The sequence below is a fragment of the Citrobacter sp. Cpo126 genome (assembly GCF_030332445.1).
Taxonomy (GTDB): Bacteria; Pseudomonadota; Gammaproteobacteria; order Enterobacterales; family Enterobacteriaceae; genus Citrobacter; species Citrobacter portucalensis.
This window is the reverse complement of record NZ_JAOWHT010000032.1, coordinates 388478-402083: the sequence shown is the minus strand read 5'-3', so window position 1 is coordinate 402083 and position 13606 is coordinate 388478. Positions and strand designations below refer to the sequence as shown.

Below are 13606 nucleotides of genomic sequence, written 5' to 3'. Positions count from 1 at the left end.
CACATCGGCGCTTTTCATGTGTTGTTCAATAATTTCGAACATAGGATTCGATATATTGCGCTATCACTGCGACAGGATTGTGAATAAAGTGTCAACAAGCAACGGGGCACTACCCCTTCAAACACATAAAAGGAAACACCCATGAGCAAGGTATTAGTTCTTAAATCCAGTATTCTGGCAGGGTACTCTCAGTCTGGTCAGTTGTCTGATTATTTTGTTGAACAGTGGCGTGAAAAGCACTCTGCTGATGAAATCACTGTCCGTGACCTGGCTGCAAATCCTGTACCGGTACTGGATGGCGAACTGGTGGGTGCGATGCGCCCGAGCGATACACCGCTGACGCCGCGTCAGCAAGAAGCGTTGGCGCTGTCCGATGAGCTGATTGCTGAGCTGAAAGCGCATGATGTGATTGTTATCGCCGCGCCGATGTACAACTTCAACATCCCAACGCAGCTGAAAAACTACTTTGACCTGATTGCCCGTGCAGGTGTGACTTTCCGTTATACCGAGAAAGGCCCGGAAGGTCTGGTGACAGGTAAACGCGCGGTGGTGCTGACCAGCCGTGGTGGTATTCATAAAGACACACCAACCGACCTGATCACGCCGTACCTGAACGTATTCCTGGGCTTTATCGGCATCACCGACGTGAATGTTGTCTTTGCTGAAGGTATTGCTTACGGCCCGGAAGTGGCGTCTAAAGCACAGTCCGACGCGAAAGCCGCTATCGACAGCGTGGTAGCTGCCTGATAATTCCCCCCTCTCACCATCCGGTGGGAGGGTTTCTCCGACACTTACTTCTTTCCCTGCATCTGTATCTGTTTGCCGTGAATGCGATTAATATCACGCCAGATAGGTGCATAATCCCTGCATTTCGCCAGATTCTCTTCCCAACAATGAAGCAAAAACTGTTCAGGCTCCGCGACATCCCGGCTTAACAGCTTGAATACCCAACGATTCCAGACGTACCACTTGAGAAGCCACATGATTTCACCCTACGACGCGACCGGTGTTGGACTATACCAGCATCCATTTTATGCCGTGTGGCAACTATTGCGATGTCGATGAATAATCCAGCGTCGTGTCCCTCTGGCAGTGTGAAAAAGCGATTTACTCTTTTCTCAACCACTTACCATTTATACCCTGCACATACTCTCCCGGTTTAGCGCGAGCAACCAGCTTTTGCCCGGCCATTTTTGCCACTTCATCTGGCGGAATATTATTGCTCTCTGCCAGTTGCTGATAGCTGGCGTTGCGCGCTTTATTAATCTCACTCACCAGCGCCTGCGTTTCGGCATCGGTTTGCAATGCGACCAGATAGCCATTGAGCGTTTCCCCTACTCGCCCCTGAGTTCTGGCTTCATTCAGGGTCAATGCCCACGTATTGCTGCTGAGTAAACTTAGGACGACCAGCGCCACTGCAAACTGTTTTCTCATCATGACCTCAGAACAAATCGCTGCGCGATTTCAATAAACTTTCGACGTCTTTATCAACTTTGATATGGATCTCATGCTCGATTTTGACGTTCATATTAATGGTGATGGGCTCTTTTGGCGCAGCCACTTCGATTCTGGGAGTACACCCTACCAGCAGAGATGAAGTCAGCAGACCCAGCATGGCAGCTATCGTTTTCATTGTTGTTCCTCACATTCCTTGCCTTCCGGGCAATGGGTTTCCGGCAGCGCTGCATTTTGTTCAAGCCATGCCTGTAAATTGTCGCCAAAACGCAAACTGCGCCATAGCGTAAAGACGTTTTCCTCGTGGGTATAATTCAAATTAACCGTACCTACTTTGCCATCTACCCGACTATTGCCAGTCACGGTTGACTGCATGGTTAAAACACCGAGGTTATCCAGATTTATTTTCGTCCACGAATGGCTTATTTCCATATAACGCAGCCAGTTAATGGCCGCCCCCGCCGCCATGTTATCTTTGACGACCGCATCCGCTGTGTCCTTATCAATACGCAACGTCATCGGCCCTGGATTAGTCAACCAGCCGTCTTTTATGATCCATTTTTCGTTATCCAGCCATAATGGCAACGCGCCACTGACCGGGCCAGACATGGCGAACTGTTTGGGGTTAACCGCACTGATAAGCTCGCTGGAAGAGATATTCTGCACCCGCAATAAGGCCGGGTCGTGCTGCGGCATCCGCAGTTGCTGCATGATGATTTTGCCACCCAGCAGGTCGGCACTGACATCGCTCAACAGTAACGGGTTGTTCTCACTCCAGGGGTACGCCCCCTGCAAATCGGCGGCGATATTCTTCACCGTCACCTGATTCACCACTTCCGCAATACGCAGTGAAATAGGTCCACGCGTACCCAGTTGCCATGCGCCTTCACTGAACCGGAAAGGCAATACAAAATCGACACCGTTGATTTGGTTATCGGGCATCCAGCCGCTACCGCCTTTTAACACCCCATGACCGCCTGCTTCAAAGCCCTGCTCCGGGGCTGCCGAAAACGCGACCTGCGCATACAGTTCACCTTCACGTAGCTTCATTTTCCAGTCAGGTGGAACCAGAGGTTGGAATACGGTGAGCGATTGTTTTGGCCACCATGCCTGTCCGCGCAGGCGGATACCGTCCCAACGACCATTCAGCTGTACGGGCCCAATCGCCCCTGCGTGAAGCTGGCCTTTGAACTGGAAAATTGTCGGATCGCTACCTTCCACGCTGAACTTCAGCGTCGATGGTGGTAACACGCTTCCCCCGGTGAAGGTGGTGTTCCCTGCGTCCAGCGACAGCGCGCCGCTAAATGTCGGTTTGGTTGCATCCCGCACCCAAACTATCGGTTCGTCCATCACCAGACGCGGATTTTCCACCTTCATCGTGCCGTATTGCAGATGATCAAATCCGGTAGAAAGATCAAATAGCTTCAGGGTGTTGTCATGCCATTCTCCCTTACCCGCTACGTCCCAACGGGCATGCATCGGCGTAAAGCTGCCTTCCCCCCAATATCGCCACTGCCAACGACCGGCATCAGGAAGAAAATCATTTGCCAGGCCATCCAGGTGCAGTTCAAAGCCCCCCATCTGGTTTTCATGCGCACGTAAAATAGCCTGCAGACGCCCATCCACACCACGTTGCGTGACTTTTACGCCTGCCAGCGGCCAGCGAATCTCGTCAATATCCAGCGAATCAATCACCCGCCCACGTGAGCGCAGCAGCGCTCCTGGCTCAAAAGCCAATTGTGGATCGTTCAGACTTCCGCTAAGTCTGGCGGGCAATTTCGCGTAGAAGATCAGATCGCCCTGTTTCGCTTCACCGGTCAACTGTAGCGGCATCTCGCTACTATCCATGCCAAGCTTACCCGGCCCCAGCGTTAATACGGCATTTCCTTTACCGGCGTCGCCATGCGTCAGAACGTTCAGACGCCCGCTCACCACCGCGTTTTCCAGTCCGGCCTGCCAGTTTTCAACTTTTATGCCCAACCGCCCGCTTAACGGGAATCCCTGATAAGGCCAGTTCCAGCGTCCGTCGCTGATGGTCAGTTGCTGGCGTGTTATTTCCCACGGAAGGTCAAGCAGCGGATCGGCATTATCACGCGCCATGACGATCAGTTGTCCGCTGTTTTCTTGCCACTCCAGTTCGGCATCCACAAGCGTAGGCTCTTGCGGCAGACTTAACGTCGCAACCGCATGACCGCTTACCGGTAGCCCATCGGGAACCAGTGGCATAGTAAATTCACCGACCAGTTTTACCGGCGGCTGGCCTTCAAATGCCGCAACATCCAGCTCCGTTACCGTGAGGTTTTGCCCGTGCAAACGCCCCTGAAATTTAACTTTTTCACCCTGGTAACGCAGCTGTTGATTAGAGGGAGTGAGCGAGAGTGACAGTTTTCCCTGCCATTCCTGCCATGGAGAAAGAATAAGTTTGTCGATGTTAATCCAGGTATTGGGCAGCATTGACTGCCATTCAGCCAGCGTTTTAGGCGCTACCGGCGATGGCTCTGCCTGGGGCAATTTGGCCAGGCAAGCTGAATCCAACTCAATGGTCCCGACATTCAGTGACCAGCGGCTGGGGTGAGACAGATCCGCCTGAGTGATGCGTGCTAGCGGGCAATCTTCAACCAGATAGCGGAGTTCAGGTATATGCAACCCATGCCGTGTCAACCGCGGGCTCTCATCCAGCGCGATGCGTGTTCCAACGGGTAACCAGATACCCACCAACGTAGGCACCCACAGGCCAAGCGTCATCACTAGCGTCAGCGGCACGAGAATCAATAATAAGAGGAGTGCCAGAACGGCTTTATATTTACCCTTCATGGGTAGTTAATATCCTGATTTAGCAAAAATTTAAGCCGGTTTAGGCCTGTATTGTGGCATGTTTAACTGGATATGCCCACATTAAGGATAGATAACCGATTTCCAGGCACGCTGTTACACGTGCCGTCTGGGATATTAAGATTCAGACTCAATGAGGCCTAAGTTGTCCATCGCTATGTTTAGGTCCGATACGACCTGCTTCTATCAGAATTTCCTCAATGAGTTCTTCGAGGCACTCCCTACCATGATGATCGCAGACCAGATGTACCTGCCGGGAAATCTCATCAGGTTTCATACCATCGCATAATGCCGCCTTGAGCATTAGGGTGGCCCATCGTTTTGCTTCAGAGTGAGTCAGCATAACCCCTCCCGATAATTGCTACCTGTATAAGCGTAGCTGCCCGGATGTGATTCGGCTGGCTTTTTACCTGCCGCGATATTCGGGTGTTGAGTTGGATAGAAAAATATCCAGTTGTTGAAATTGTGTAACCTGCCCACACTAACAACAGATACGCTGAAATTATTCATTACGCCTATGACTATCAATAACTTTTTAGATTTTGTAAAATAATTTGAATTGGATTAATGTGACGTCAAAATCACTGGAGAAAGTCTTATGAAACTCGCCATCTATAGTACAAAACAGTACGACAAGAAGTATCTACAGCAGGTTAACGAGGCTTTTGGTTTTGAACTTGAATTCTTTGACTTTCTGTTGACGGAAAAAACAGCGAAAACCGCCCATGGCTGTGAAGCTGTGTGCATTTTCGTCAACGACGATGGCAGCCGCCCCGTTCTGGAAGAACTGAAAAAGCATGGCGTGAAATACATTGCGCTGCGTTGTGCCGGGTTCAATAACGTCGATCTCGACGCAGCAAAAGAGCTGGGTCTGCAGGTGGTTCGTGTTCCAGCTTATTCACCAGAGGCCGTCGCTGAGCATGCGATTGGCATGATGATGACGCTGAATCGCCGTATTCACCGCGCTTATCAGCGTACCCGTGATGCCAACTTCTCTCTTGAGGGGCTGACCGGTTTTACTATGTATGGCAAAACCGCTGGGGTGATCGGTACCGGTAAAATCGGTATCGCTGCGTTGCGGATCCTGAAAGGTTTTGGTATGCGTCTGCTGGCGTTCGATCCTTACCCGAGCGCTGCTGCGCTGGAGTTAGGCGTTGAATATGTCGATCTTAAAACGCTGTTTGCAGAGTCCGATGTCATCTCTCTGCACTGTCCGTTAACACCGGAGAATTATCATTTGCTCAATCACGAAGCCTTTGAGCAAATGAAAAACGGCGTGATGGTCATTAATACCAGTCGTGGTGCATTGATCGACTCACAAGCCGCTATCGATGCGCTGAAAAACCAGAAAATTGGCTCTCTGGGTATGGACGTGTACGAGAACGAACGCGATCTGTTCTTTGAAGATAAATCCAATGACGTCATTCAGGATGATGTGTTCCGTCGTCTGTCAGCCTGTCATAACGTGTTGTTCACCGGACATCAGGCATTCCTGACAGCTGAAGCGTTGACCAGTATTTCTGAGACTACGCTACAGAATCTGGCCCAAATCTCCAAAAGCGAGACCTGTCCAAACGCCCTCTTCTAATACCTGTGCTCCCCTGGCGTCAGGGGAGCATTTTCAGACAATCACCGATGATAAAACATTCAGTATCATTATTATATTGAATGTATTCCCGTCACAAACGTAGAGAAATTTAATGAAGAAAGTTGTCACGTTGATTGCGCTCAGCCTGCTGATGGCTGGCTGTGTGAGCAATGGAAAAGTTTCCGTCAATCGCGAACAGTTGCAGCATCACCGCTTCGTTTTGCAAAGCGTGAATGGTAAAGCCGTCACCGCCACCAACAACCCACCTGAGTTAAGTTTTGGCGAAAACATGACGGTATCAGGAAAGATGTGTAATCAATTCCACGGCCAGGGCAAGCTGTCCGACGGTGAGTTGAAGGTAAAAGATATGGCGATGACGCGTATGATGTGCGCCGATCCACAGCTTAACGCGCTCGACGGGATCGTCAGCGAAATGTTTAAGCAAGGCGCACAGGTCGATCTAACTGCTGACCAGTTAACGCTGGCGACAGCAGAACAAACACTGACGTATAAACTCGCGGATTTAATGTAGGAAACGTGGTGGCTTAATAGCTCCCACAACTTCCGGCGGCAAGCGACTGCTCACTACAGCGTTTGCCGTTGGGTAGCGCACACATCCCGATAGCAGAACCATCCAGTTGACGAGCAACAGAGAGCGAACCGCCAATCATGGCGCAATTAGCTTCTCCTGAACTGGACATTGCTGCCTTCATGCCCGGTGCGACATGCGCGGCGGTTGCCTGCTGAACAGGTTCGCTGCTACAAGCCGATAATAATAACGCGGCACATCCTACCCAAAACGCTGCGCGCATCTTACTCCCCTCTGAATATTAACCAAACGACACAGCCATAAATAATAGGCAGCGGAAACACCGCCGTCGAGAGGAAAAATACGCATTTATGCGTACTGTTTACATTTTCTGGCAATTTTTTGCCTGCTCCTTTGATCAAACCATTCATTCTGTTTATTCCAGGGACACAAAAGCGAAAATCTGTCTTTAGCGCTTTTGCTAAAATAGAAGGATAACAACCAGGACTCGCCGCTGTTACGCGTGTCCCTCTTTTTGCGCAATGTAAGGGTGTCAGTATGATCACAATTGACGGTAATGGTGCGGTTGCTTCAGTCGCATTTCGTACCAGCGAGGTTATCGCCATCTACCCGATTACGCCCAGTTCGACGATGGCTGAACAGGCAGATGCCTGGGCCGGGAACGGGCTTAAGAACGTGTGGGGGGATACCCCTCGCGTCGTAGAAATGCAGTCAGAAGGTGGCGCGATCGCAACCGTTCATGGCGCGTTGCAGACCGGTGCGCTCTCTACGTCGTTTACCTCATCGCAGGGCCTGTTGCTGATGATCCCAACGCTGTACAAACTGGCCGGTCAGTTGACCCCGTTTGTACTGCACGTTGCGGCTCGCACAATTGCTACTCACGCATTATCAATCTTTGGCGATCATTCCGACGTGATGGCGGTGCGCCAGACAGGATGTGCAATGCTGTGTGCCAGCAGCGTTCAGGAGGCACAGGACTTTGCGCTGATTTCGCAAATAGCCACCCTGAAAAGCCGGGTTCCGTTTATTCATTTCTTTGATGGTTTCCGTACATCCCATGAAATCAATAAAATTGTGCCACTGGCCGACGACACGATCCTCGGACTGATGCCGCAGGCGGAAATCGATGCTCATCGCGCTCGGGCGCTTAATCCTGAGCATCCGGTTATTCGCGGTACGTCTGCGAACCCGGACACCTATTTCCAGTCACGCGAGGCAACAAACCCGTGGTACAACGCGGTTTACGATCATGTAGAACAGGCGATGAACGATTTCGCCGCGGCGACAGGTCGCCAGTACCAGCCATTTGAATATTACGGCCATCCTCAGGCTGAGCGCGTCATTATCTTAATGGGCTCGGCGATTGGAACCTGCGAAGAAGTCGTTGAAGAACTGCTGGCGCATGGCGAGAAAGTCGGCGTTCTGAAAGTGCGTCTGTTCCGTCCATTCTCTGCCGGACATTTACTGCGCGCGCTTCCGGAAACCGTACGCAGCATCGCCGTTCTTGATCGCACCAAAGAACCCGGCGCACAGGCAGAACCGTTGTATCTGGACGTAATGACCGCGTTAGCAGAAGCCTTTAACTGTGGCGAGCGAGAAACGCTACCGCGCGTGATTGGCGGACGTTATGGCCTTTCTTCCAAAGAGTTCGGTCCAGACTGCGTGATGGCAGTCTTTAATGAGCTGAGCAGCGCGAAGCCGAAACCTCGCTTTACGGTCGGCATCTATGATGATGTCACCAACTTGTCGCTACCGTTACCGGAAAACACCCTGCCCGGTACGGCTAAGCTCGAAGCGCTGTTTTACGGGCTGGGCAGCGACGGTAGCGTGTCAGCCACCAAAAACAACATCAAAATTATTGGTAACTCGACGCCATGGTATGCGCAGGGTTATTTCGTCTACGACTCGAAAAAAGCAGGCGGTCTGACGGTTTCCCACCTGCGCGTTAGCGAGCAGCCTATTCGATCAGCGTATCTGGTTTCACAAGCCGATTTTGTTGGCTGTCACCAGCTGCAATTTATCGATAAGTATCAGATGGCCGAGCGCCTGAAACCAGGCGGTATCTTCCTGCTTAATACCCCATACAGTGTGGATGAAGTCTGGGGTCGTCTGCCACAGGAAGTTCAGGCGGTACTGAATCAGAAGAAAGCCCGTTTCTACGTGATTAATGCGGCCAAAATCGCCCGCGAATGCGGTCTGGCAGCGCGTATTAACACCGTTATGCAAATGGCCTTCTTCCATTTGACGCAAATCTTACCCGGCGACAGCGCGTTGGCTGAATTGCAGGGGGCGATTGCGAAAAGTTACAGCAGTAAAGGACAGGACCTTGTTGAACGTAACTGGCAGGCTCTGGCCCTGGCGCGCGAATCCGTCGCCGAAGTAGCACTCCAGCCGGTTGATCCGCACAGCGCAAACCGACCACCGGTGGTTTCTGATGCCGCACCTGATTTCGTGAAAACCGTCACCGCGGCAATGCTCGCCGGTCTGGGTGATGCCCTCCCCGTATCAGCGTTGCCACCAGACGGCACCTGGCCAATGGGCACCACGCGTTGGGAAAAACGTAATATCGCCGAAGAGATCCCCATCTGGAAGGAAGAATTGTGTACCCAGTGTAACCACTGCGTTGCCGCGTGCCCGCACTCGGCAATCCGCGCCAAAGTGGTTTCACCTGAAGCGATGGAAAACGCCCCTGCCAGTCTGCATTCTTTGGATGTGAAATCACGCGATATGCGCGGTCAGAAGTATGTCCTGCAGGTTGCACCAGAAGATTGCACTGGCTGTAATCTGTGTGTCGAAGTTTGCCCGGCAAAAGATCGCCAAAACCCGGAAATCAAGGCCATCAATATGATGTCGCGCCTTGAGCATGTTGAAGAAGAAAAAGTTAACTATGACTTCTTCCTCAATCTGCCGGAGATCGACCGCAGCAAGCTTGAACGCATTGATATCCGTACCTCGCAGTTAATCACTCCGCTGTTTGAATATTCCGGCGCCTGTTCTGGTTGTGGTGAAACGCCGTATATCAAACTGCTTACGCAGCTGTATGGCGACCGCATGCTGATCGCTAACGCGACCGGCTGTTCATCGATTTATGGCGGTAACCTCCCTTCAACGCCGTATACGACCGATGCCAATGGTCGTGGACCTGCGTGGGCAAACTCTCTGTTCGAAGATAACGCTGAGTTTGGTCTGGGCTTCCGCCTGACGGTGGATCAACACCGTGTGCGCGTCATGCGTTTGCTGGAGCAGTTTGCGGATAATATTCCGGCTGAACTGAATGACGCCCTGCATGCTGAAGCGACGCCAGAAGTACGCCGTGAGCAAGTTGCTGCGCTGCGCCAGCATCTGAAAGATGTCGAAGGTGCACAGCAACTGTTAACCGATGCCGACGCGCTGGTCGAGAAGTCCATCTGGCTGATTGGCGGCGACGGCTGGGCTTACGATATTGGTTTTGGCGGGTTGGATCACGTCCTGAGTCTCACCGAGAACGTCAATATTCTGGTGCTGGATACCCAGTGTTACTCCAACACGGGTGGACAAGCGTCGAAAGCCACGCCGCTTGGAGCGGTTACCAAGTTTGGTGAGCACGGCAAGCGCAAGGCTCGCAAAGATCTTGGCGTCAGCATGATGATGTACGGGCATGTTTATGTCGCACAGATTTCTCTGGGCGCCCAGTTGAATCAGACGGTCAAAGCTATCCAGGAAGCTGAATCCTACCCCGGCCCGTCGCTGATTATCGCGTATAGCCCATGTGAGGAGCATGGCTATGACCTCGCGCTAAGCCACGATCAGATGCGTCAGCTCACGGCTACCGGATTCTGGCCGCTGTACCGCTTTGACCCACGCCGAGCAGACGAAGGTAAGCTGCCGCTGGCGCTCGACTCGCGCCCACCGTCAGATGCGCTGGCCGAAACATTGCTTAACGAGCAGCGTTTCCGCCGCCTGAACGCCCAACAGCCAGAAGTTGCAGAACAGCTGTGGAAGGATGCAACGGCTGATTTGCAAAAACGCTACGACTTCCTGGCCCAACTGGCAGGCAAAGCGGAAAAGAACGGTACCGAATAATACGTTTTTCTCAGTATTAGCCGGAACCCCAAAAAAAAAGCCCGAACAGTTGTTCGGGCTTGTCAATTTATTCGCTGGCTAATTAATAAGTGTCATCAATATACCAACGAAAAATAAAACGTGACAATAAAGGCATATAACACGCGCAGAATATCCCAACAAAATTCAATTGTATAATTTTTATTTTATATATATTTTACAAACTCATTCACGGCAATTATCACTATTTCCGTAGAATTATTTGTTTAAGGTTTTACTTAAGACGTAACAATTCATATTTATCTCTTTACGGAACTTCTCCTTTAGCATGCTTTTACTCCCTACATGGGTGGTCACAGGTTAATAAAAAAACTAAAGGATTATTTCAATGAACAGAAAAGTACTGGCTCTCGTAATTCCTGCCCTGCTGGCTGCAGGCGCTGCTCACGCTGCTGAAGTTTATAATAAAGACGGTAACAAATTAGATCTCTACGGAAAAATTGATGGTCTGCGTTACTTCTCTGACGATGCCAGCAATGATGGCGATCAGACTTATTTCCGTGGCGGCTTCAAAGGCGAAACTCAGATTAACGATATGCTCACCGGCTATGGCCAGTGGGAATATCAGGTAAATGCCAACACTACTGAAAGCAACCGCAGCAACAACTTTACTCGTCTGGCCTTTGCTGGTCTGAAATTCGGCGACTACGGTTCATTCGACTACGGTCGTAACTACGGCGTTATGTACGACGTAGAAGGTTGGACCGATATGCTGCCAGAATTCGGTGGCGACTCTTACACCAAAGCAGACAACTTCATGACCGGTCGTGCGAACGGTGTGGCAACTTACCGCAACACCGACTTCTTCGGTATGGTGAACGGTCTGAACTTCGCGCTGCAGTACCAGGGTGCGAACGAGCAGAAAAGCGACGAGTACGGCCAGGAAGGTACCGGCAATGGTGGTTCCGCCCCTGATAGCTCTCGTAACGTCCAGAACTCTAACGGCGACGGCTTCGGTCTCTCCTCTACCTACGACCTGGGTATGGGCGTAAGCTTCGGTGCGGCATACACCACGTCTGACCGTACTAACGAGCAGACCACTAAGGGCGGCGACGTTGCTGGCGGTGACAAAGCTGATTCCTGGACTGTCGGTATGAAATACGACGCGAACAACATCTACCTGGCAACCATGTATGCAGAAACTCGCAACATGACTCCATACGGTGATAGCGGCGTAGCCAACAAAACTCAGAACTTCGAAGTAACTGCACAGTACCAGTTCGACTTTGGTCTGCGTCCGTCCGTTTCCTTCCTGATGTCTAAAGGTCAGGACCTGGGCGCTAACGGATCTGACGGCGACAAAGATCTGGTTAAATACGCAGACATCGGTGCGACTTACTACTTCAACAAAAACATGTCTACCTACGTTGATTACAAAATCAACCTGCTGGATGAAGACGATAGCTTCTACACCAGCAAAAACATCTCTACTGATGACGTAGTTGCTGTAGGCCTGGTTTACCAGTTCTAAGTTCGTCAGCCCGCTGGCAACGGCGGGCTATCCTTATTTTCTGTGTAACTCTGTTTTATCTCATTCAAAACATTATATCTGTTGCGTTAAAACACATCTCTGATAGATGATATCTTGCATTAAGGTCTGTAGTAGAGGATACCTGCAATGAATCATCATCCTGTAAAATCATCCCGTATTGCATCCGTCGGCTATGACGAATCCTCTTGCACGCTAGAAATTCGCTTTCACCAGTTGGCTACCCTGCAATATCAGCAGGTCCCTGCCCGTATTTTTCGTGATTTCCTGATCGTGGTCTCTAAAGGCCGATTTTACGATGGGGTAATAAAAGGCAAATTTCCTGAAATCAAAATAAAGTGATGCCAAAATGTGATCGTTGTCATTGTACATAAAGTGCCATTACGCGGTAAGCTTTAGGTGGATACTTAAACAGGAGGTTTTATGAACAGAACGATTCTTGTACCCATCGATATTTCAGACTCAGAATTAACTCAACGCGTTATTGCCCATGTTGAAGCAGAAGCAAAGATCGACGATGCACAGGTTCATTTTTTGACCGTCATTCCGTCATTGCCCTATTACGCTTCCCTGGGACTGGCCTACTCGGCAGAGTTACCGGCCATGGACGATCTGAAAGCCGAAGCGAAATCTCAACTGGAAGAGATTATCAAGAAGTTCAATATCCCAACGGACAGAGTGCACGTTCATGTCGCAGAAGGTGCGCCGAAAGACAAGATTCTGGAGATCGCTAAAAAATTACCGGCTGATATGGTCATTATTGCCTCACACCGACCTGACATCACCACCTACCTGCTGGGCTCTAACGCCGCGGCTGTAGTGCGTCACGCGGAGTGTTCGGTACTGGTAGTCCGCTAAGCTGTCTGGCCCGCACATCGTTGCGGGCTTTTTGTTTCTACGCCTTATCCCCCACGATTACTGTCTTAAACGTGCTGACATTTTTCCCGCCAGAACATTCAGCACGTTGCCGCAAAAGGCAAACTTACTTGTTCCTTTATCAAGCGCCTGTAGTTTCAGTTTTATGAAATTTGATAATGATCCACTTGTGCAAGCAACCTACGCCCCTAATGCGACAAAATCTACAGTTTTTGCCGCAGGTGGAAAACCAGATAGTGAGATAAATATTCCGGAAATTAATGGGACTTGCATCAACTACACCTTAAGAAAAGATGCAGAGACAATGCCTTTTTATGTGGCATTCGATAAGAATGGGAATAAAAAACATTTTGGCTATATCTCCTGCCAACAGGCGAGAGATAGGGGAATATTTAGCCAATAAGGAAGAATCCTGGCAAGGAGCCATTTAAACAACCCGTTAAGCAATGAGAGTATCATTACTATTTTTTAAATGAGGACATTCAAAAAGAATAAATCGGCCCGCAAAAAGATATATTACATAATGGACCCTATATTTCTACGCATCTATCCTACATGACTACCCTAAATGACAGTTCGATGCACAGATAATATCGATGGTAAGGTTCCCGCTTTCCTGCGTTGATGTATCGCTACATCGCGACAACATTACGTCCTCTCTTGAAACCCTGGTAAAAACAGAGTATATATACTGTATATACATCCAGCATAAGAG

At 50.3% G+C, this 13606-nt stretch carries 13 protein-coding genes; 8 read left to right on the top strand and 5 right to left on the bottom strand.

The window, feature by feature from the left end; genetic code table 11:
• The first annotated feature begins 141 nt into the window (after positions 1 to 141).
• Positions 142 to 747, top strand: a complete 606-nt coding sequence (gene azoR / locus OGY17_RS11185; protein ID WP_003020341.1) for an FMN-dependent NADH-azoreductase — start codon at positions 142 to 144, stop codon at positions 745 to 747.
• A 44-nt stretch (positions 748 to 791) separates the two neighbouring features.
• Here azoR and OGY17_RS11180 read toward each other — a convergent pair whose 3' ends face one another.
• From OGY17_RS11180 to OGY17_RS11165, 4 genes are all read right to left on the bottom strand, one after another.
• Positions 792 to 983, bottom strand: a complete 192-nt coding sequence (locus OGY17_RS11180; protein WP_032943560.1) for a hypothetical protein — start codon at positions 981 to 983, stop codon at positions 792 to 794.
• 124 nt (positions 984 to 1107) lie between these two features.
• A complete protein-coding gene (locus OGY17_RS11175) occupies positions 1108 to 1434 on the bottom strand; it encodes a YdbL family probable chaperone protein (protein WP_032943562.1) in 327 nt (108 codons plus the stop codon).
• A gap of 7 nt (positions 1435 to 1441) precedes the next feature.
• Positions 1442 to 1633 carry a YnbE family lipoprotein gene (locus OGY17_RS11170; protein ID WP_008784882.1) on the bottom strand — a complete coding sequence of 64 codons (192 nt, stop codon included), beginning with the start codon at positions 1631 to 1633 and terminating at the stop codon, positions 1442 to 1444.
• Positions 1630 to 4269 (bottom strand): YdbH family protein, encoded by a 2640-nt coding sequence (locus tag OGY17_RS11165; RefSeq protein WP_286592059.1) that lies wholly within the window; start codon positions 4267 to 4269, stop codon positions 1630 to 1632. Before OGY17_RS11165 ends, OGY17_RS11170 begins: the two co-directional genes overlap by 4 nt.
• Before the next feature lie 616 nt (positions 4270 to 4885).
• Here OGY17_RS11165 and OGY17_RS11160 point away from each other — a divergent pair.
• Together OGY17_RS11160 and hslJ are read left to right on the top strand one after the other, a co-directional pair.
• Complete coding sequence (locus OGY17_RS11160; protein WP_094169345.1) at positions 4886 to 5875, top strand: 2-hydroxyacid dehydrogenase; 990 nt, start codon at positions 4886 to 4888, stop codon at positions 5873 to 5875.
• Positions 5876 to 5987: 112 nt separating this feature from the next.
• A complete protein-coding gene (hslJ, locus tag OGY17_RS11155; protein WP_100272398.1) occupies positions 5988 to 6407 on the top strand; it encodes a heat shock protein HslJ in 420 nt (139 codons plus the stop codon).
• Positions 6408 to 6420: 13 nt separating this feature from the next.
• Here hslJ and OGY17_RS11150 read toward each other — a convergent pair whose 3' ends face one another.
• A complete protein-coding gene (locus OGY17_RS11150) occupies positions 6421 to 6687 on the bottom strand; it encodes a putative hemolysin (protein ID WP_003833199.1) in 267 nt (88 codons plus the stop codon).
• Between the two features lie 275 nt (positions 6688 to 6962).
• Between OGY17_RS11150 and nifJ the strand changes: the two genes are divergently transcribed.
• The 5 genes from nifJ to OGY17_RS11125 all read left to right on the top strand — a co-directional run bounded on the left by nifJ (position 6963) and on the right by OGY17_RS11125 (position 13294).
• A complete protein-coding gene (gene nifJ, locus OGY17_RS11145; protein WP_235127544.1) occupies positions 6963 to 10487 on the top strand; it encodes a pyruvate:ferredoxin (flavodoxin) oxidoreductase in 3525 nt (1174 codons plus the stop codon).
• 367 nt (positions 10488 to 10854) lie between these two features.
• Positions 10855 to 11997 carry a porin OmpC gene (gene ompC, locus OGY17_RS11140; protein ID WP_118263001.1) on the top strand — a complete coding sequence of 381 codons (1143 nt, stop codon included), beginning with the start codon at positions 10855 to 10857 and terminating at the stop codon, positions 11995 to 11997.
• A gap of 147 nt (positions 11998 to 12144) precedes the next feature.
• On the top strand, positions 12145 to 12357 hold the full coding sequence (locus tag OGY17_RS11135; protein WP_003833205.1) for a KTSC domain-containing protein: 213 nt from the start codon (positions 12145 to 12147) through the stop codon (positions 12355 to 12357).
• Positions 12358 to 12438: 81 nt separating this feature from the next.
• Complete coding sequence (gene uspF / locus OGY17_RS11130) at positions 12439 to 12873, top strand: universal stress protein UspF (protein ID WP_003833207.1); 435 nt, start codon at positions 12439 to 12441, stop codon at positions 12871 to 12873.
• Positions 12874 to 13036: 163 nt separating this feature from the next.
• On the top strand, positions 13037 to 13294 hold the full coding sequence (locus OGY17_RS11125; protein ID WP_186413346.1) for a hypothetical protein: 258 nt from the start codon (positions 13037 to 13039) through the stop codon (positions 13292 to 13294).
• Positions 13295 to 13606: the final 312 nt, after the last annotated feature.

Excerpts from the sequence above, each read along its gene's own strand:
- azoR (WP_003020341.1), top strand. The coding sequence starts at position 142 with ATGAGCAAGGTATTAGTTCTTAAATCCAGTATTCTGGCAGGGTACTCT.
- OGY17_RS11180 (WP_032943560.1), bottom strand. The coding sequence starts at position 983 with ATGTGGCTTCTCAAGTGGTACGTCTGGAATCGTTGGGTATTCAAGCTG.
- OGY17_RS11175 (WP_032943562.1), bottom strand. The coding sequence starts at position 1,434 with ATGAGAAAACAGTTTGCAGTGGCGCTGGTCGTCCTAAGTTTACTCAGC.
- OGY17_RS11170 (WP_008784882.1), bottom strand. The coding sequence starts at position 1,633 with ATGAAAACGATAGCTGCCATGCTGGGTCTGCTGACTTCATCTCTGCTG.
- OGY17_RS11165 (WP_286592059.1), bottom strand. The coding sequence starts at position 4,269 with ATGAAGGGTAAATATAAAGCCGTTCTGGCACTCCTCTTATTATTGATT.
- OGY17_RS11160 (WP_094169345.1), top strand. The coding sequence starts at position 4,886 with ATGAAACTCGCCATCTATAGTACAAAACAGTACGACAAGAAGTATCTA.
- hslJ (WP_100272398.1), top strand. The coding sequence starts at position 5,988 with ATGAAGAAAGTTGTCACGTTGATTGCGCTCAGCCTGCTGATGGCTGGC.
- OGY17_RS11150 (WP_003833199.1), bottom strand. The coding sequence starts at position 6,687 with ATGCGCGCAGCGTTTTGGGTAGGATGTGCCGCGTTATTATTATCGGCT.
- nifJ (WP_235127544.1), top strand. The coding sequence starts at position 6,963 with ATGATCACAATTGACGGTAATGGTGCGGTTGCTTCAGTCGCATTTCGT.
- ompC (WP_118263001.1), top strand. The coding sequence starts at position 10,855 with ATGAACAGAAAAGTACTGGCTCTCGTAATTCCTGCCCTGCTGGCTGCA.
- OGY17_RS11135 (WP_003833205.1), top strand. The coding sequence starts at position 12,145 with ATGAATCATCATCCTGTAAAATCATCCCGTATTGCATCCGTCGGCTAT.
- uspF (WP_003833207.1), top strand. The coding sequence starts at position 12,439 with ATGAACAGAACGATTCTTGTACCCATCGATATTTCAGACTCAGAATTA.
- OGY17_RS11125 (WP_186413346.1), top strand. The coding sequence starts at position 13,037 with ATGAAATTTGATAATGATCCACTTGTGCAAGCAACCTACGCCCCTAAT.